The 18,610-nt window shown below is 65.8% G+C and carries 20 protein-coding genes; 7 read left to right on the top strand and 13 right to left on the bottom strand.

The genetic code is table 11. The features are described 5' to 3' along the window. Positions 1–23: 23 nt before the first annotated feature. Positions 24–872, top strand: a complete 849-nt coding sequence (locus H6717_34035) for a hypothetical protein (protein ID MCB9582105.1) — start codon at positions 24–26, stop codon at positions 870–872. Positions 873–2,099: 1,227 nt separating this feature from the next. Here the strand turns inward: H6717_34035 and H6717_34040 are convergent. From H6717_34040 to H6717_34050, 3 genes are all read right to left on the bottom strand, one after another. After that, positions 2,100–2,420, bottom strand: coding sequence for a hypothetical protein (locus H6717_34040; protein ID MCB9582106.1), 321 nt, complete (start codon positions 2,418–2,420; stop codon positions 2,100–2,102). A gap of 682 nt (positions 2,421–3,102) precedes the next feature. Further along, positions 3,103–3,456, bottom strand: coding sequence for a hypothetical protein (locus tag H6717_34045; protein ID MCB9582107.1), 354 nt, complete (start codon positions 3,454–3,456; stop codon positions 3,103–3,105). A 189-nt stretch (positions 3,457–3,645) separates the two neighbouring features. Then, the gene (locus H6717_34050) at positions 3,646–3,921 is read right to left on the bottom strand and encodes a hypothetical protein (protein MCB9582108.1); all 276 of its coding nucleotides are present in this window, start codon (positions 3,919–3,921) and stop codon (positions 3,646–3,648) included. Positions 3,922–4,854: 933 nt separating this feature from the next. Here H6717_34050 and H6717_34055 point away from each other — a divergent pair. Then, complete coding sequence (locus tag H6717_34055; GenBank protein ID MCB9582109.1) at positions 4,855–6,120, top strand: IS110 family transposase; 1,266 nt, start codon at positions 4,855–4,857, stop codon at positions 6,118–6,120. A 1,005-nt stretch (positions 6,121–7,125) separates the two neighbouring features. Here H6717_34055 and H6717_34060 read toward each other — a convergent pair. The 7 genes from H6717_34060 to H6717_34090 form a co-directional block, all read right to left on the bottom strand. Beyond that, the gene (locus H6717_34060) at positions 7,126–7,536 is read right to left on the bottom strand and encodes a hypothetical protein (GenBank protein ID MCB9582110.1); all 411 of its coding nucleotides are present in this window, start codon (positions 7,534–7,536) and stop codon (positions 7,126–7,128) included. A 141-nt stretch (positions 7,537–7,677) separates the two neighbouring features. Then, positions 7,678–8,055, bottom strand: a complete 378-nt coding sequence (locus H6717_34065; GenBank protein MCB9582111.1) for a hypothetical protein — start codon at positions 8,053–8,055, stop codon at positions 7,678–7,680. A 200-nt stretch (positions 8,056–8,255) separates the two neighbouring features. After that, on the bottom strand, positions 8,256–8,753 hold the full coding sequence (locus H6717_34070) for a hypothetical protein (GenBank protein ID MCB9582112.1): 498 nt from the start codon (positions 8,751–8,753) through the stop codon (positions 8,256–8,258). A gap of 677 nt (positions 8,754–9,430) precedes the next feature. Then, the gene (locus H6717_34075; GenBank protein MCB9582113.1) at positions 9,431–9,715 is read right to left on the bottom strand and encodes a hypothetical protein; all 285 of its coding nucleotides are present in this window, start codon (positions 9,713–9,715) and stop codon (positions 9,431–9,433) included. Positions 9,716–9,914: 199 nt separating this feature from the next. After that, positions 9,915–10,628, bottom strand: a complete 714-nt coding sequence (gene purU, locus H6717_34080; protein ID MCB9582114.1) for a formyltetrahydrofolate deformylase — start codon at positions 10,626–10,628, stop codon at positions 9,915–9,917. 75 nt (positions 10,629–10,703) lie between these two features. Next, positions 10,704–11,216, bottom strand: a complete 513-nt coding sequence (locus tag H6717_34085; GenBank protein MCB9582115.1) for a hypothetical protein — start codon at positions 11,214–11,216, stop codon at positions 10,704–10,706. Then, positions 11,213–12,718, bottom strand: a complete 1,506-nt coding sequence (locus H6717_34090; protein MCB9582116.1) for a methionine--tRNA ligase — start codon at positions 12,716–12,718, stop codon at positions 11,213–11,215. The genes H6717_34085 and H6717_34090 overlap by 4 nt, the downstream gene beginning before the upstream one ends. A gap of 235 nt (positions 12,719–12,953) precedes the next feature. Here H6717_34090 and H6717_34095 point away from each other — a divergent pair, with 235 nt between their 5' ends. Continuing rightward, positions 12,954–13,586: a hypothetical protein gene (locus tag H6717_34095; GenBank protein MCB9582117.1), complete on the top strand. Its 633-nt coding sequence runs from the start codon at positions 12,954–12,956 to the stop codon at positions 13,584–13,586. Beyond that, entirely contained in the window at positions 13,583–13,960 is a 378-nt protein-coding gene (locus tag H6717_34100) for a hypothetical protein (protein ID MCB9582118.1), read from the top strand. Before H6717_34095 ends, H6717_34100 begins: the two co-directional genes overlap by 4 nt. On the opposite strand, the gene H6717_34105 is transcribed toward H6717_34100, so the two are convergent. Further along, complete coding sequence (locus H6717_34105) at positions 13,941–14,903, bottom strand: radical SAM protein (protein MCB9582119.1); 963 nt, start codon at positions 14,901–14,903, stop codon at positions 13,941–13,943. The genes H6717_34100 and H6717_34105 overlap by 20 nt on opposite strands. Further along, positions 14,900–15,736, bottom strand: a complete 837-nt coding sequence (locus H6717_34110; GenBank protein MCB9582120.1) for a PaaX family transcriptional regulator — start codon at positions 15,734–15,736, stop codon at positions 14,900–14,902. Before H6717_34110 ends, H6717_34105 begins: the two co-directional genes overlap by 4 nt. Before the next feature lie 172 nt (positions 15,737–15,908). Here H6717_34110 and H6717_34115 point away from each other — a divergent pair, with 172 nt between their 5' ends. The 3 genes from H6717_34115 to H6717_34125 all read left to right on the top strand — a co-directional run bounded on the left by H6717_34115 (position 15,909) and on the right by H6717_34125 (position 18,190). Continuing rightward, the gene (locus tag H6717_34115) at positions 15,909–17,144 is read left to right on the top strand and encodes a hypothetical protein (protein MCB9582121.1); all 1,236 of its coding nucleotides are present in this window, start codon (positions 15,909–15,911) and stop codon (positions 17,142–17,144) included. A 111-nt stretch (positions 17,145–17,255) separates the two neighbouring features. Next, entirely contained in the window at positions 17,256–17,597 is a 342-nt protein-coding gene (locus H6717_34120; GenBank protein ID MCB9582122.1) for a TRL-like family protein, read from the top strand. Then, positions 17,594–18,190 carry a hypothetical protein gene (locus H6717_34125; GenBank protein ID MCB9582123.1) on the top strand — a complete coding sequence of 199 codons (597 nt, stop codon included), beginning with the start codon at positions 17,594–17,596 and terminating at the stop codon, positions 18,188–18,190. The genes H6717_34120 and H6717_34125 overlap by 4 nt, the downstream gene beginning before the upstream one ends. On the opposite strand, the gene H6717_34130 is transcribed toward H6717_34125, so the two are convergent. After that, on the bottom strand, positions 18,191–18,598 hold the full coding sequence (locus H6717_34130; protein MCB9582124.1) for a hypothetical protein: 408 nt from the start codon (positions 18,596–18,598) through the stop codon (positions 18,191–18,193). Positions 18,599–18,610 lie beyond the last annotated feature (12 nt).

The following is an 18,610-nucleotide window of genomic DNA, read 5'->3' on the forward strand; positions in this document are numbered from 1 at the left end:
CGACCAGGTGCTACGATGGACCCATGCACTGGGGGTTCTCGTTGGCTATGGTGCTGGCGCTCCTGGCGAACTCGGCAGGCTGCAGCTCCGACGAGACAGCGGCCGAAGCCAAGTGCTCGGGCCAGGGTGGCACGGAGTGCGCCGCCTTCTGCGGCTCGGACCAAGTCGCGAGCCTCGTTTGCGTCGACGGCGAGTGGAAGTGCCCCAGCGGCTACGTTCGCGGCACCACGGAGTGTCCGGCCGGCACCTGCTTCGGTCCGCCTCAGGAATGCTGCTCGGCCACGGGCGCGCGCACGCCAATGACCTGCGAGCCGTTCGAAGGGGGCTTGCCGTCCACCGGAAGCTGCCCGCCGGGCTCGACGGCAACGCTGAAGGGCGGACCGTGCGCGTACGCAGATGCCGGCGATGCCGTGGGTACACTGGATGCTGACACGGACTCGGGCGAGAAGGACGCGAGCACGGACGGCGGCTGGACCTGCCCATTCCAACGATTGGACCCCTACGGGGTAGCGTGCAGCGGTACCTCGCCGTGCACCCGGGTGGCCAGTTGTCAGGGCGGTCCGCAGACGTTCGAGTACACGTGCGACAATGGCTATTGGAAATTCGTACCGAAGCCCTGCGACCCCAACAAGCCGTACGACTCCTGCGGAGACTTTCTGTGGTGCTCGGGAGCGAACTGGTCCAAATACGACGGGCTCGAAGAACCCAAGCCGTGCCCCGGCAGTCTGCCCACCGCCGGCAGCGCGTGCTACCCGACCTACGGCGGCATTCAGACTCCGTGCGGATACCCGTGCGATCCGCAAACGAAGACCGGCTGGACCATCGCCTCGTGCGTGAACTACGAGTGGATACTCAATGCGGCTTGCGAATGATGGTTTTGTCGGGACGGCGGGGAACCTCGCGAAGCGCTGGCCGCCAGAATGATCTCGTCAGCCACTACTCAGGTGTTCGTCGCTTCGCACGCGGCAGTGGGTAACGCGGGCGGGCTTCACCGGACGCGTAGCATGGGCGGCAATACCCGTGGCCCCCGCCAACCGGCTGCGTTCTCGAGCGTGCTGAGGCACCCGAGCAACTCGCGCCGTGCAGGCTCTGTGTCAGAGTAAGTGAGGGACCAGCGGTGAACGACGCGATACTTCCCATCACGCACACCCTCGACCAACGTCGTGACGCCGTCGAAGCCCGTCACGCCGTCGTCCAGAGGGGCACTCCAGAAGGCGCGGTCCATACATTCCGCGATTGTTCGCCAGGTTCCTGCGTCGACTTGCCGTGTTTCGACCAGCGTGGCGAGACCATCGTCAAGCCCATCAGCGCAAAGGATTGAGCGCTTCGACTTAAGGATGGCACCGTGAGTGTCACGCCGTACCGTGATGACAGAGTCACCGGTAACCATCAGCGACGGTAGCGTCATGACGCGGTACTCGTGCGCTTCTTGGTCCGCGGCGCGGCTCGGAAGAGGAGCTTCGTGGAAGTCGCGCAGCTTACCGACCCACCAGCCGGCCGCAAATGGCCCGATCTCGCCTGAGTCCAGCACGTCGCGAGGAAAGTAGCGCGAGTAGATGGACGGGGAAGCGTAACTTGTCGGCGTGTCCGCAGCTGTCAGCGGAGCGGCGCCGTGCGGGCATTTCGGAGGACCGACCCGCTCGCACCCCGTTGTGAAAGCCAACAAGCAACACGCGATCGCGTACGCCGGCGGGTTCATTGGCTTGTTAGGCTGCACGGCTCCAGTGCGTCTTCCGTTTGCCATCACATGGTTTCGACAGCGTGAAGCAGACCGGCATTGAACGACAACGGCAGCGGGAGCTCGCCGGGTCGGTGAGGCGTGTGGCACTCAAAGACGTAGAGACTGTAGGAACAGCGAGTCACGAGACGGTCGTACGCGGCGTTCAGTTGGTCCGCGTCCAACGGTGTGCGCGAGGCAGACGGTGAAAGGCAGAGCACCCCTGCGAAGACTACGGCCGGTACCACAAGCATGTGACACCCGACGGGGCACGGACTTGGCAAGTCCGCCCAACGTATCGGCGTTCAGCTGCGGGCGCCAGAGGTGCGGCCGCAGGCCGCGCCGACGGCGCCCGTCTGCTGCAACGGCTTGTTAGGCGGCTTCATTCGGAACTTGCGGCGTCGCCATGTGCCCATGGGTTGTCAACGAACAGCAATTGGGTGGAGTCGCGCGCGAAAGCGTGTGCGTCCAATACGGTGAAAGAGCAACGCGGCGCTTCGGCAATGTCGGCCGGCAAGACCTGGTCGAGCTCGCCTTGGATGGTTTCCCAGAAAAGACCCCAGTCGAAATCGGTCGGATACGCGAAAACAGAGAGTTCAAGAACGGCATCATGCAGTTGCCCGGTGATGGCGCGAACGCAGGGCGGAACTTCACCGCGAATGGCACGGTGAACAGCAAGCTCGATCGCATCGAATCGGGTCAACGACGTTGGCCGCCTAACGGACCGGCGTTCAGCAGCGAGCGCCAGGAATCCGTTGACTGGATGGTACCATCCAACAGGCGCGCGGGCGCGCGGGACGGAAGGCGGCAACGAAACACCAGGCGGCGCTCGTCTGCTGCAGCGACCTGTTAGGCAGCGAGCAAGGTGGATTCGGTCGGCACCAGCAGCCAGGACCCCAACGGCTCGCCCGCCACCAGTCGGATCGGCGCTACTGGCAGCGCGGCGGCAAACCTGCCAATCGCGCTGGAGGCCATCACGCCACCAGATACAACGCCGGTGCGGGCCCGGCGGCAGCCACCCGTTCGGCCTCGAGACCATCACGCGGCTGGATGGAACGCGGGTCGGGGCTCGGGCCGCCGCTCGGTTGCGGCTCGGAAGCGATGCGAGCTCGGCAAGGCGGGGGCGACCCCTCGGATCGGAACTGCTCAACCCAACAGCCAAGACAACGGTGCGGCGGCGGCAACCACCATCCCTCGATCGCGAGGCTGCCTAACGACCCGGCGCTCAACTGCGAGCGCCAGGCTCTACTTCTCCGGATGCTATCACTTCATCAGGCGCGCGGGTCGCGATGCTCGCAGCGCATGCTGCTCGGAGCGTTTCCCGCGCGCGGGACGGAACCACTTCACCCGTCAGCGTGGCGGCGCTCGGCAGCTGCAGCGCCCTGTTAGCCGGCGCCTTGCAGGTGGTCCAAGAACTGTGCGGCCATGCGTATTGGTCCAAGGTCGTTTGGATCTTGTTTGGCGTAACGCTGCAAGTACTGCCGGAACGTCTGGGCCGGGCAATCGTCGGGCTCGCCCACTGCTCGACGGATCTCGATGATGTCGCCCGCGAGCGCTGACAGTTCCGTGGTGTCCGTGGACAAGAGATGACGCGGCAGGTCTGGCGGACAGGATTCTGGGGTGATGAAGAAGAGCGTGTTGTAGCCGGCGGCGGTGCGCTCAAGGTTCGCGACAAGCCGACGGAGAAAATCGGCTTCGAGCACCTGTAGGCGCGCACGGAGCTTCTCTGCACGGGACACGTTCTACGTCCGGCTAACGTACCGCCGTTCAGCAGCGGCCGCACCAGGGGACCAGGCGCTGATAGGTCACGAGGGCCGAGCACGTGGTACTCGCCACGGGCGAGAGCCGGGCGGTTGCGGGTGGAACGAGGCGCGGCCGACTGCTGGAACGGCTGGTTAGGCGGCTGTGGACCTCAATGCGCGAAGTTATCACTCCTCCTCTAGCTCGATCCGCAAAGGGAACCCGATATCAGTACGCCGATTCTGTTGGACGAGTTCCGCAATACGTACCATCGCCCAAGGAAATTTCCCCTTACGCTTCAGCCAGACGTTGAGTTCCGGCATTTCGAGAACGCTAATCCCATCCGACTCGGAAACGCGGACCAAAAAGGTCTCGCGATCGTCACGATCCTGAACGGTTACGGTGTTTGCATCGCCGTCCGCGACGATCGACACAACCAGCAGTTCGTCACCGTGCGCGCTCAAGCTGTCCGCCTAACGAATCGAAATTCAGCTGCGAAGGCGCAGCCAAAACCCAACCCCACGGTAGCACCTCACAGGCACAAGGGCTGCGCGAAGGCATCGGATGATGCTCGTGCAGGAACCAGTGCGACATCAGCAGACGGTAGGACCGCCTTCGGCAGCTGAAATTTCATGTTAGGTCGCGTTCAGGACCGGAGTCCTAGTCCTCGTCCTCAACCCAAATACAGCCAACTTGATGCGGAGCGAGAATGATAACGCCAGCGTCAAACGTTGCGGCGGTTGCTGGCACCCATGTTCGCCCGTCAAGGCCTCGATTCGTGAAGTAGCGACAAGACGAAGACGCGAAGTAGGAAAAGAACCTGGCCGTGAGATCTTCCGCGGTAGCCGAGTCCATGGTCGAACCATCGTGCGCGAGGTCACGCCCGAGAACGTCTTGAACTATGCGGCGAGCCGCGGCTTCGTCGACCTCTAGGAATGCGATCGGCGCGAGGTCGAATGCTGCTGCTGTCTCGTCGACGCTTGCTAGAGGTTGGGCGAGGATCCGGCAGCGAACCGTACCTGTCTGGCGGGCGTCGACAATCTGTTGGCAGACGTCCATGTCAAAGTCGGCCTAACGTATCGGCGTTCAGCTGCGGGCGCCAGAGGTGCGGCCGCAGGCCGCGCCGACGGCGACCGTCTGCTGCAACGGCTTTATGGGTGTTCCGTTCCGCAGTCAGGTTTCTTGGTGGGACCTGGAGAATAGAAAGCGGGACATGCACTCGCGGACTACGAACAGCAACGCCGAGCACGTGATGCTCTCTAACAAGCCTTCGAGTCCGCGAGAGCGCCTTGCCCGAAAACGAACACTCAGGGAAAGCCGCTGGACCGGCTCACCATATCGCCTTCGCAGGGCCTGGCTGTGCATGTCCCGATCCCCACAGTAGCCGAGGAGGTCGCATGCAGGAAGGAACCACGGAATTCGCAGCTGTCATCGGTCTGGATTGGGCCGACAAGAAGCACGATGTCTGCATCCGAGCGCAGGGCGCTGACGAGCTCGAGCGAGGCGTCGTCCAGCACCGTCCCGTGGCGCTGCAGGACTGGGTGGAAGGACTGCGCAAGCGCTTCGAGGGCGCTCCCGTCGCGGTGATCGTCGAACTCGAGCAAGGCCCCATCGTCTCAGCGCTGCTGGAGTACGACTTCATTGTCATCTTCCCCATCAACCCGAGCACGCTGGCGCGGTACCGAAAGACCTTCGTGCCGAGTGGAGCGAAGGACGACCCGACCGACGCCGAGCTCGCACTGGACTACTTCGAGCGCCACCGGGAACGACTCGAGCCCCTGCGCCGAGATAGCGTGCCGATGCGCCAGTTGCGGAAGCTGGTTCAGGAACGGCGGGCATTTGTCGAGGACCGCGTTGCCATCACCAACCGCATGACCCACGCGCTCAAGGCTTACTTCCCACTGGTTCTGTCCTGGTTTCGCGACAAGTTCACCGACGTGTTCATGGACTTTCTCGAGCAGTGGCCAACGCTGCAGGCCGCACAGCGCGCGCGTCGCGAAACGCTCGTGAGGTTCTTCCACGACCACAGCGTCCGGCGCACTGACACCATTGAGCGCCGCATCGCCGAGCTGAAAGCCGAGCGAGCATTGACCCTGGACCCCGGAGTCATCGAGCCCGCACAGCTCACGGTGTCACTCCTGCTTTCGCAGCTGCGCGCCGTCTGCAGCGCCATCGAGCGCCTGGACCGGGAGATAGCTCGTCTGGCTGCCTCCCTGCCGGACTTCCAGCTCTTCGCCAAGCTGCCGGGTGCAGGTCCTGTCCTCGCGCCGAGGCTGCTCGTTGCTTTCGGTGAACGCCGAGAGCGCTTCACCAACGCGGCAGCCCTGCAGAAGTATGGAGGCATCGCGCCGGTGACCGAGCGCAGCGGGAACAAACACTGGGTGCACTGGCGCTACGCCTGCAACACGTTTCTACGCCAGACCTTCGTCGAGTGGACCAAGGAGACCATCCCTCGCTCCTACTGGGCCAAGGCCTTCTACGAGCGACATCGCGCCAAGGGCGCCTCCCACAACGCCGCCTTGCGGGCACTCGCCTTCAAGTGGATCCGCATCCTGTACCGCTGCTGGGTCGAGCGCGCCCCCTACGACGAAGCTCGCTACCTCAACGCCCTCCGCAAGCGCAACGCGCCGTTGCTCACATACGCTAGCGAAAATCCAAATTAGGACTTGCGGTCCGTCTCAGGGTGCTTGTTGGGCGGCCAGCGAAGCTGGGACGCGGGAGGAGACGAGCGGGGAACGAGCCGAGCAGGACGCCACGAGGAAGCGAGTCCGGGTGAAGCGAAGCGCGAGCGCTGTGGTGGACGCAACAAGGGGCTGGTCGTTGCCGACCGCCGCTGCAGTCGGCCACGACAGGTTCGGTGACGGAGGAGTGAGCGCGAGCCAGCACAAGTCGAGGCTTCAGCGAAGCGACACGAACATCGCGCAGCGGCGTCGCCCCAGCGCAAGCTGGCCCGTCGAAGCGGGCTGCGCGTTGCGAGCAATGAGACCTAGCGGTTCCGGAAGCGACGACGCGACTTCCGAGAAGCGGCCAATCGGGTGCCGGGTCGCGATTGCGGCGGGCGGCAACCGCGGTGCCTAGCAACTCATCACTTTGATGGTCTCGGCCCGTCCGCCCAACGTACCGCCAATAACCCGCGGCGGCCGTGGAAGCGATCATACCGCGCCTCGCCACGCGGAACACGTCAGCGGAGTCGACACCAGGAGAGCGCCGCACCGAACAGGTGGGAGCTGGGTGGACACACCAGGGCCGTCTTGCCCAACGAGGACAGCGGGGGCCTCGAAGTGCTCAGACGCAGCCTGTAGTGCTCGAGCAACCAACCGGCGGTTGGTTTCGGGTGTGGGGCGTCCCTCCAAAAGGTGGTCGTAGGTATGTTCGGACCGGAATTGGGCCAGCCACACGCGCCGATTGTCGGCCAGGCGAAAGATCAGCCGCGATGCGTCAGGTCCGCCAGTATTGAACACGTCGCGCATGCGTCCGCCCAACGAACCGGCGTTCTGCTGCGAGCGCCAGCTCAAACCTTACCGGATGGTAGCACCTCGCAGGCACACGGGATGCGCGGAGGCAGCGAAAAGCTGCGCGAGCAGAAACCCGTGTGCGAAACGGAATGACATCTCAGGTTACGGCGACGGCGCTCGGCAGCAGCAACGTCCAGTTATGCGGCCGGTGGCTCAATCCGGTCCGCCGTCCGTGGGTTCGCCTGCCGCGCCCGCTTGTCCAATTCCAGCCACTCCGCCGGACGCACCGCCGGCGGCCGTTCCGCCGATGCCAGTTCCGCCGGTTGCACCCGTGCCGGTCGTTCCACCGGTTGTTGTCGTGCCGCCGGCAGCGCCGGAGCCGTCAGTTCCTGACGTGCCACCCATGGGCGGAGCCGGCGCACCGTAGGCGGGAGTGTCCGAGCAGCCCGCGGCCACTGCCACGCCGGCAACGACCAACGCCATCATGGCCGAGCGCGAGAGATCGTTTCGCACCAGCCACGGCCCAAGGGGCTTTACCCGCACGCTCTCGTTGCAGAACGGACACGTCGACTCGTCCATGCGAATGTGGCGGTCGCAGGCGGGGCAAAGACCAAGTGCTGTCATCGGGTCCGCATAACGGCCTGGCGTTCAGCAGCGAGCGCCAGGAATCCGTTGACTGGATGGTACCACCCGCGCGGGGGGAAGACGCCCGCGGAACACCAGGCGGCGCTCGGCTGCTGCAGCGACCTGTTAGGCGGCGCTCGACTACGGAACGTAAACGAGGTGAACGGTGAAGCGAAAGCCATCCGCGGACTCGGCCACCAGAGCATGCAGTACCAGGTCGCTGGGACCCTCCTCAGCCGTCCAAAGGTCGACCAGAACCTCCCAATTGGCACCAGTCCATTGAGCGCAGGACGTCAACCAAGCGTCGTCAGGCAGCGCGCGCAGGTCGGCACCGTACGCCGTGATGTTTGACGAGATTTGTTGAGCGCGGTCGGCAGGAATTGGATCGACGCCTGGGATCGGCCGAGCAAGACAGAGGTCGCCGCGGACGAATGCGTCAACGATCGCGCAAAAGGTCGGCCGCCAGGAGGTCGGCACAGGATGCGCGGCGTCCGGGTCCTTCAAGGCGTCGACGTGCATGACTGGGCGTGTCCGCCTAACGGCCTGGCGTTCAACAGCGAGCGCCAGGAACAACTACATCAGAATGCTATCACGCGACAGGCGCACGGGTTGCGCCGAGGCCATCTTTGGATGGTCGGCGCAAGAACCCGTGCGCAGGACGGGAGGCATCAACAGGACACGAGGCGGCGCTCGTCTGTTGAACGCCATGTTAGGCGGCGTCAGGAGCCCCAGTGTATTACCCAAACCCCGTCGTCGCCTCGTTCAAGAGCCTCCAAGAATCGATGGTGGATGTCGATCCCGCCAAACCACGAGCTTTGGTGACGCGTCTGTCGCTCGGTTTCTTCGATCGCAACGAGAAGATCGCCAAGCGTGAAGTGCGTCTGGTTGGGTGCGCGGTGGAGCACCGGATCACCGAAACCGCGTAAGAAGATCTGGGGTTCCGTGATTGCAACCTGTGCAAGCTCGTCAGCCGTCAATGGCCTAGCGTCATCGAGTCCCTCCCCGAACAACTCTGCTTCGAGACGAATCGCGGTGATGGTTGCGGATGGTACTGCTCTCTGATTGTAGAGCTTGTCGGTGATTGGCTGAGTCGGTTTGGAGAGCTCGATGACCAATGTCGCCGACAGGTTGTCGAAGCGCAGCCACATCGTGGAAAGAGTTGGTCCGCCTAACGGAGCGGCGTTCAGCAGCGAGCGCCAGGAATCCGTTGTCCGCATGGTACCACCCAACAGGCGCGCGGGGCTCTGCTCAGCCCACCGTGAAATGGACTGGTACGGAAACCCGCGCGCGGGACGGGAAGGCGCCAGCGGAACACCAGGCGGCGCTCGGCTGCTGCAGCGACCTGTTAGGCAGCGAGCAGCGAGGTCCCGGTCCCCAGCAGCGACCAAGACCCCAGCGGCTCGCCCGCCACCAGATGGATCGCCGCCACGGGCAGCGCGGCGGCAGCCTCCCTCTCGAACTGGAGGCCGTCACGCCACCAGATTGCAAAGCCGGTGCGGGCGCGGCTGCAGCCTCCCGTTCGGACTCGAGGCCATCACGCAACTGAGTGGAACGTGGAGCCGGGCTCGGGCCGCCGCTTGGTTGCGGGCCGGAAGCGATGCGAGCTCGGCGAGGCGGGAGCGACCCCTCGGATCGGAACAGCTCAACCCAGCAGCCAAGAACGACGGTTCGATGGCGCAACCATCATTCCTCGATCGCGAGGCTGCATAACGGCCTGGCATTCAACAGCGAGCGCCAGGAACCCGTTAGCCGGATGGTAGCACCCAACAGGCGCGCGGGGCTGTGCTGAACCCAACGTCAGATGGGCTGACACAGAAACCCGCGCGCGGCACGAGAGGCATCAACAGATAGCCACGCTGCGCTCGGCTGTTGCAATGCCCAGTTAGGCGGCTTCTCAGTGGCGATGGCGTTCGTACAGAACCCAGCGCGCTTCATCCCAGCACGCGGCGCACAGGATCTTGAACTCGGCCTCGACAAACCATTGTTCGCAGGATGCGCCGTTCAGCGCACGGAGCTTGCGGTCGCACTCAGCACACCATGCGTCGGGACGGGCGGTGTCGGTATCGTCACCCCAGAAGAAGCCGACCGGGGCGTCGCTGTCGATCGCGTGGGCGACATGCGTGCAGACGAGTCCAATTCCCTGGACGCCGTGCCTGTCGCAGTCCGCCATCTTGGCCACGGTTGAGTCCGCCTAACTAGAATTCTACCGCGACGCCCCGAATTATCTACCACGCTGACGTCGCGTGATTCCGCGAGGTTACATCACTTCTTCGCGGGATAACCGGATAATTCGAGTTGATCGAGGGGTCCGCGGCCATGTGGACTGACGCGGCGCTGCACGAACCGGTTCGCTCGGTGCACACGCGTGACGCCGGCCTTCAACGGAACACCACGGTCTTGTTCCCGTGGCGGAGCACGCGGTCCTCCACGTGGTAGCGCACCCCTCGCGCGAGCACGGTCTTCTCGATGTCCTTGCCGTAGCGCACCAGATCCTCCACCGAGTCCGAATGGTCGATGCGGATCACGTCTTGGTCGATGATGGGACCTTCGTCGAGCTCCGCCGTCGCGTAGTGGCAGGTCGCGCCGATCAGCTTCACGCCCCGCGCGTAGGCCTGGTGGTAGGGCCGGGCCCCCACGAAGGAGGGCAAGAACGAGTGGTGGATGTTGAGGATGCGATCGGGGTACGCCTGGCACATGTCCGCGGGCAAGATCTGCATGTAGCGCGCGAGCACCATCACATCGCCACGCTCCTCCTCGAACAGCCGTGCCACCTCGGCAAAGGCCGCGGCCTTGTCTTCCTTGGGAACGGGCACGTGATGAAAACGTGCGCCGTGCCACTCGACGAACCCCCGGAGCGTGTCGTGGTTCGAGATCACGCACGGGATCTCGATGTCGAGATCCCCGCTGCGCCAGCGCCCGAAAAGATCGTAGAGGCAGTGCTCCTGCTTCGACACCAGCACGATCACACGCTTCTTCACCGCGGAGTCGGTGATCTGCCACTGCATGCCCAGCTCCGCCGCCGTCGGGGAAAACCGCTCGAGAAGCTCGTCGTGAGAAACCGACAGCGAATCCGCGCGAACCTGGATACGCATGAAGTAGCGCCCGGCTTCCGCGTGGTGCGCCGGGGCACGACGCGGTGAGGGTGAAACAGCGCGGCGACGACATGATCAGAAGCCGTAGCCCACGATGATGTCCACGTCGGGGTACACGCCGCTCAGGCCGGCGTGGTCCGTCTCGAAGGCCCAGTACTGAGCGCCAGCACCGAAGCGCAGCAACAGCGCGTCGTCCGCCAAGAGCCAGCCGTAGCCCGCGGTGGCACCCGCGGACCACCCCACGCCGGACTCGGCGTCGGCCAGATCGTCCTGGGCCCGGATGGCGACGACGCGGCCGAAGGGCGAGAGGTAGAAGCCGCGCGGTGCAGCGGCAAACGGGAACACGAAGGGCCGCAGCTCGAGCCCGAAACCCACGACGTCGGACTCTGGTCCGCCCAGGTACTGCGTGTACCACGGACGGTTGAGCTGGAACGTCGCCCGCGCCGTCACGCTGGGAGCGAGCACGCGCTCGTAACCCACACCGATCACGCCGCTGCCCAGGTCTGCTTCCAGCGCATTGTCGGGCTCGGCCTGCGCCGAGCTGACCACCGTGAGCATTGCCGCGAACACCATGGGCCAAGCTCTCATCGCCTGGACGCTACCACGCGCCGCGGAAACAGCGGCGCGCCCGCGGACACTCGCCGTCCAGCGCGAAGCTCGCCGACCCGCGCGCCGGCGCCCACGCTCCGCGGTCCCAAGCGCTCGGCGATTCGCTCCGCCGTCTTGGGCAGGAACGGCTGCAGCAACGCAGCCGCCGCGCCCGCGCCGTCGAGCAAGGTGTACAGCGCCGTGTCATCGCGCTCGCCCTGCCACGGCGCCGTCTCGTCCGCGTAGCGGTTCACCTCCGCCACGAAACGCCACGCCGCATCCAGCGCGCCCCGCAAATCGAACGCCTCTACCGCCCGCGCAGTCTCCGAAACAGCCGCCGAGAGCGCCGCGCCGAGAGCGCTCTCGGCCTTGGGCACCACGCCGTCTGCGCGCTTCTCCACGAGCCGCAGCGACCGCTGCAGCAGATTGCCGAGCTGGTTGGCGAGCTCCGAGTCGTGCGCCTGCGAAAGCCGCGCGCGCTCGAAGTTTCCGTCCTTGGTCGTGGAGAGATGCCGCAGCAGATAGTAGCGGAGCGCGTCACTGCCGTACTCGTCGCACAGCTGGAAGGGATCCAGCGCGTTGCCCAGGCTCTTGCCGATCTTCGCGCCCTCCACCGTGACGTACCCGTGCACCAGAACGCGGGTCGGTAGCGGCAGGCCGGCAGAGAGCAAGATGGCCGGCCAGTACACGGCGTGAAAGCGCGTGATGCCCTTGCCGATCACGTGCTCGCGGGCCGGACAACGGAGCCACCAGCGCTCGAAGGCGTCACTGGCCTGCGCCTGGCCGAGCGCGGCGAGATAGTTCCCCAGCGCGTCGAACCACACGTATACGACTTGGGACGGATCGTTGGGTACCGCGATGCCCCAACCCCTGGCTCGCTCACGAGATCTGGAAATGCTGAAATCTTCGAGCCCTCGCTCCACGAATCGCAAGACCTCGTTCTTGCGCTCCACCGGGGTGACCCTGAGCGCGTCGCGAGCAATCAGCTCGCGCAGCGGCTCCTGGTAGCGCGACAAGCGAAAGAACCAGTTCTCTTCCTCCACGACCTCTGGCGGAGTGCCATGTTCCGGACAGCACCCGGCCTCGAGCTCGCTCTCGGCGTAGAACTGCTCGCAGCCCACGCAGTAGAGGCCGCGGTACTTCTTCTTGTACACGTCGCCGCGGTCCACGCAGGCCTGCCACAGCTTCTCGGTCGTGGCGCGGTGACGCGGATCGACGCTGGTGCGCACGAAGTCGTCGATGTGAACACCGAGCGCCACCGCCAAGCGCGGAAACTCCGCGGCGTTTCGATCCACGAGCTCGCGCACGGAAACACCCGCGCGCTCCGCCGCCTGCACGTTCTTGAGGCTGTTCTCGTCGCTGCCGGTCACGTAGCGAACGTCGCGCCCGGCGCTCCGATGCCAGCGCGCGAGCGCGTCCGTGAGCACCAGCTCCAGGGCGTGGCCCAGGTGCGGCGGGCCGTTCACGTAGGGCAGGGCGGAAGTGATGTAGTGCGTGTTCATGGTCGTTCTCCTCGGGGTGAAGCCGCACCGCGAGGGGATCGCCACAAACGAAAGCGGGCCACCTCGCGAGGCGGCCCATGGCGTGCGTATCGTCGATGGATTCAGCTCAGCCGGGTCGCCCTGCGCCAGCGCATCGACATGTTCACGCTGAAGTTTTCGGTCCCGGTGTTCATGAGCGTTCCGCAGTGTGCGAACCCCCACGCCTTTCGTCAAGGACGCGGTTATCCTCCGGCGGATGCCGCCGCGCATTCTCGCCGCCCTCGTCGTGCTCTCGCTCGCACCTCACGCCTTCGCCGACGCGGTGCCGCCGCCGCCGGACGATTGCCCTTCGGGCACCGAGCCGGTGACGGATCATGGCGGGCCGCGCTGCGAGAAGGCGGCGCCCAAGAACTGCCCCAGTGGGTGGCGCGGCGTGATCGGCGGCGAATGTGTGCTGCACCAATGCACCGCCGACGCAGACTGCAGGGAGACGGGCCGCGTGTGTCGTCCGGCGTCGCTGTGCTTCGAGCCGCACCAACGCTACAGCACCTGCCAGGGCTCGCGGAGCAATGCCCTCGGTGCGCCCCCCGTGCTCGGCGGACCGTGCATGCAGTTGCCGGAGCCCGTCACGGACTGGAACCCCGTCAACGTGTGCGGCGGCACGGAGAGGTGCGCGTCACCCGGAGAGTGCCGCCCCAGCAAGCTGTGCGTCGTTCCGAACAGCCCGAGCCCCAAGGTGATGCCCCGCGACGAGTCGGGGCAGGTTCAGAGCAAGCCCAGCGGCTGCGGCTCCGGCTGCGTGATCGCTCCAGGGCACAGCGGCACCGCGGCGGCCCTCATGGCCATCGGCGCGCTCGGCGCGGCCCTCGCCCTGCGCCGACGACGATGAAAGCGCTCGCGCTGCTCGCCGGCTTTGCCATCGGCTGCGCTCACCCACAGTGCCCCGCGGCCTATCACGCCGACACCGCACGCAGCGCCCGCCTCGAAGCCTTGCTCCAAAGCGATCCGGAAGCGCGCCCGCTGCTCTCCGCCACTCCCGCGCTGGTGTGCTTTGCCCCCGGCGTCGAGAGCGTCAGCACGAACGAAGCGCTGCTCTTGGACCAGAGCCAGCCGGACGACGCCCTCGCCGCGCGCATGGCGCACCTGCTCTTGCACCGCAGCCGAGGCCAAACACGCACCAGCGGCAACGGTCCTGATGAGGCCGAGGCCAACGCCCTCGAGCGGCGCGTGCTCTCGCGCCTGACTACTCCGCCGCCGCGATGAGATACGCAGCCAGCGGGCTCTGCTCGCCGCTTGGAGGCACCACGGCATCCCAGGGCCCGGGCAGCTTCGCCGCGTGGGCGAACACCACCCACGCCCCGCAGCGATCGCAGTCGCCGTTGTTGCCGTAGCAGCACTTCGGCGTCGTGAACTTCTTGTTCTCGACGTACAGCGGCAACACCGTGCGCAGCGCCGGGCAGTTGTCCGTGACCATCTTCGCCGTGGCCGGACGCATCAGCTCCAAAGCCCGGCTCGAATTCCACACGAAGCCCGGGTAGCGCTTCTTGAGCTCCACCACCGCGTCCACCGCTGGCTCGCGCTCCGCCGCGTCCTTCCAGCTGAGCTCCGAGTCCTCGCCCTCGTTGGGCACGTGGAACGTGAACGCGACACCGTTCACCGGCGTGTTCACGAAGTCCTTCACCAGCTCTTCCAGCCGCTGGAAGTTCTGCTTGGTGACCACGCACTGGATCTGCACCGTGGGCGGGAAGTCCTGCGGCAGCGCGAGGAGGTTCTTCCGCACCCGGTCGTAGACGCCCTCACCTCGCACGGGGTCGTTCAGATCCCGGGGGCCATCCAGCGACACCACGTAGGTCACGCCGGCACCAAAGTCCTTCAAGGGGACGGTGCCGTTGGTGGTGATCACGTTGCGCGGAAAGAGCTTCACGCCGCGCTCCAAGAGGCGCCAGCGGATCATCGGCTCGCCGCCCATCCACAACATGCCGACCACGCCGTGACGATCCCGGACCTGCTCCACCGCCGCCAGCAGCTCGTCGTCCGGAATGTCGTGAGCCGGATCATTCGGGTTGCCGTCCGTGTAGATGAAGCAGTGTGCACAGGTGAGGTTGCAGCGATTGGTGACGTTGAGCATCGCTCCCGGAAACTTGAGCGGCGGCTCCACACTCAAGCGATCCCAGGCGACTCTTTGATCGAAGACCGGCAGCTTCATGAAGCCCTCCCTACATGGCGGAACGAAAGCAACGACTCGGGCGCGGGCGCACCTTGGGCCCGCATGAACTTCCGCCAGATGCGCCGGCCGGCCACGTCGTAGCGGCCCATCTCCTGCACCAGCGCGCGGCGCAGCTCCGGGCGCACGATGGGCTCCGGCAACAGCGGGTCGTACGCCAGCTGACGGATCGCGCGGCCGCCCAGCAAGAAGCACTCCACCACCGCTTGCTCGAGCGGCACGTCATCCAGCTGGGCGCGGCTCTTCGCCAGCCGCTCGCTGGTCTCCACGTAGCCGTCGTCCAGTGCGTCCTCCGCCCACAACGTTCGAGCGCGGCCGTCCATCGCGGTGTCCAGCTCCGAGAGCCCGCACACCCACGCGCCCGCATCCATGCCCAGCTCGCCCAGCTCCGCGCGCACCGCCGCCACGCCACCGCGCAGGTTGTCGGGCCGCACGAACAGCCCGGGGGAAAGCTCGCGCATGCCCGCGAAGCTCAACGCCTGCCGACGCCGCTTGCCCCGCGCACGCTCTCCCCGCGGCAATGCGCCCACGTGCGCCGCCACCCAGCCGCCACTCCAAGGCACCACGCGGTCGTCCCTCCGCGACCACGACACCACCCGCCGCTGCACCGGCTCCGCCGCCGCCGACAACCCGTAGGAGCCGCGCTCGTTGCGCTCGACCTTGCCGTCCGCCACGAGCCGCGCCAGCGCCACGCGCAGGTTGTTCTCCGTGATGCCGAACAGCTCCGCCGCGCGCACCAGCGCACGCACCGGAATCGCGCGCCCGCCCACTGCGCTGAGCAAATCCAACACCAAGCTGCCAGCCTGCGGCGTCACTCGCATACATTACACCAATGTTATCGCACCGATCCATTCTGTAATATTTGCGGCGTTTCCGCGCCGGGCCAACAAACCATAACCAATTGTTAATATTGATGTTTGTTCGGCGCGGACCACGACCCGGCACGGTCGGCCTTTGCCGGACATGGCGCGCGTGAAAGCATGAGCCATGCGCGTCGCTGCTCTCATCGCCGTCGTGACCGCGAGCGCGTGCACCCGACCCTCAGCGGACGTCGTGCGTGCGCCGGCGCCGGTCACGCCGCCCGCGGCGCCGGTAACGCCGCAGCAACGGCCACCGGCGATGCAGCTACTCACCGTCAGTCATCTACGCGCCCGGGGAGGGCACGTGTACGGCACGGGGGACGACGCCATCTTCACCGACGGCGTTGCCTTCGCCCGAGTGCACGGTGATCTCTTGCAGTGGACGCCCGCGCTATCGTGCGGCGTTCGAGAACCGGAGATCCGTTGGGGTCGCTATCCCACGCTGTTCGGCTTCGGCCGGCCCGGCTTGATCCGTTTCGACGAGAGAGCCGGGCGCTGGATGGAGGTGCCGACGAACGGACTGTACTGGAGCCCAGCGCTCATCGCAGAGTGGCCCGATCAGGCGCATGTTCTCGTGGCGTGGCACGGACAAATCGATTGGGAACGCGGCGGCAGGTCACCGGTCCGGCCGCCCGGGTTCTACCTGGTGGGCACGGAAGTGCGCTCCGTCGATCTCGAGCTGCCACCGCATCTGGGCGAAACGCCCGCAAGGTTGGCCGTCTCGCCCCGAGGCGACGTGATCTACGCGAGCACGACCGCGATCGAGATCTGGCCGCACGGAAGCCGGACCGGCATTTCCCGTGCGATCGACGCCGCCTACCCAACCCCGCAAACAGGAGCGCTATTCATCGATGCCGCGGACCCCACGGACATCGAGGTCGTGTACCCCACGAAGAGCGGCTCGTCGGCGATTGTCCGCTTCGACGGAAAGCGCTTCTTCGACGTGCCGACTCCCTTCAAGGACGCCATCACGGTGTGGGCGCGGACCGGCGAACAGCGGCTATACGGAACCGTCAAGAACAGCACCTCTCATGTGTGGAGCCGAGGATCCGACGACACCTGGACTCCGCTCGGCGAGCTCCCAGGACGGGTGAGCTCCATCGCTCGAGACGATGACGGCGCGGTCTGGGCCAGAGCTGGGTGGAGCGTCTGGTACTTGCCGAAAACCGGCATGCGGACCCAGGTCTTGCTTCCCGACCCTTTCTCGGGCTCGCACTTGGCGGGCTTCTTCCACACCGGATCGACCGCGTGGATCATGGCCTGGGGCAACAAGTACCGCGTGTTCACCTCGCGACCCTTCCGCGCCACCGGGCACCGCGTGCTACCAGGAGAAGACCCCTGCGCACCGACAACAGCTCATTAATATTGATGTTTGTTCGGCGCGAAGCCCGTCCGCGCGTCTCGCCTCGAAAAGGGCACCGCAGCTGACCGGTTGCTCTTGCGAGCCGAAATTGCGCGCACTAGTCAGGGCGCCATGACACTCTGGAAGCTCTCGCTCACGTTCGCGCTCACGACACTGGCGGCAGGCTGCATGCCCGTGATGCAGCAGGGCTATCCCGTCGGGGTCGTCTACAACGGCACCAAGGCGCCCTCCGTGGTGGATCGCGTGGAGGCCTCCGGTCCCAACAAGACCGGCGCCAAGACCGGCGAGGCATGCTCCACCGGCATCTTGGGCATCGCCGCCTTTGGTGACGCGAGCATCGACGCCGCCAAGAAGGCGGCACAGATCACCGACGTGCACTCCGTCGAGTACGACGCCACCGCAGTGCTCGGCTTCGTGTACGTCGAAGTTTGCACCGTCGTTCACGGCAATTGAGCCGCGCAGGGCTCGTCGCCTTCGCGGTGGTCACCCTGACGACTTGCGCCGCCTCGGCGGAGCGCAAGACGTCGCCGAAGAGCGTGAAGCTGTTCGACGTACGAACCGCCACGCACGAAGGCGTCTTGCGCTTCAGCACCCTCAGCTACCGGGCAACGGATCAAGCGCGCTACGAAGGCGGCTACGAAGCAGCGTTCCTGCACGCGATGACGTCGCGCTCGGGACCGTTCCATCTCACGGGTCTGAGTGGTCCGGCGCTCAGGTTCCTCGACAAGAAGAGCTTCTCGCTGTCGCTGCCCCAGAACACGGCCCTTGCCGGCATCGCGGCGGGCCCGGTGGAGCTGGAAGGCGGCTTCGGCGTGTCGCTGCTCAGCGTGGACGTGGTGCACGGACACTGGAGCGCGCAGCTGCTTTCGCCGCGAGCCGCGGCCGGCGTCGGGGTGCGCCTCGGACCACTACGCGTCGGCGCAGAGCTGTACACGGAGTACCTCTGGCGTTGGTTCGGACCGGACTACTTCGTGCGCGGCATTGGCGTGAGCCTGCGCTGGCGCCGAAGCCCACCGCTGCCGCCCTTCGCCGCGGGGCAGCGATAGTCAGTCCGCGAAGATGCCCAGCACGTTGAACACCTTCTCCGTGTGCGGCGAGCCGGCCCGAGCGAAGGCCGCGAAGATGTCCAGCCCCAGCAGGAACACGCCAGCCATCACCAAAATCACGGCAACACGTTTGGTGCGGTTCCAGCGCTGGTGAGGATCGAGCTCCTCGTACTCCCGGGTGGTGAGGCTGTCGCCATCTTTGCCGATGTTCAGCGCGCGCCCTGCCTTCAGTGCGTACCTCGCGGACAGGAAGAAACACACGGCCCCCAGAGTGAAGCCGATCGGCGCGCCCTTCGACAGCAGGACAAAGCCCACCAGCAAGGACGCCACCCCTCCGTAAAAGAAGCCCGCATGCCGCTTGAAGTCGCCGTCCGAAAGCGCCTTCCGAAACTCCTCCTCCTCACCCACGACGTCAGGATA

This window comes from Polyangiaceae bacterium, from assembly GCA_020633235.1.
GTDB lineage: Bacteria > Myxococcota_A > Polyangia > Polyangiales > Polyangiaceae > JACKEA01.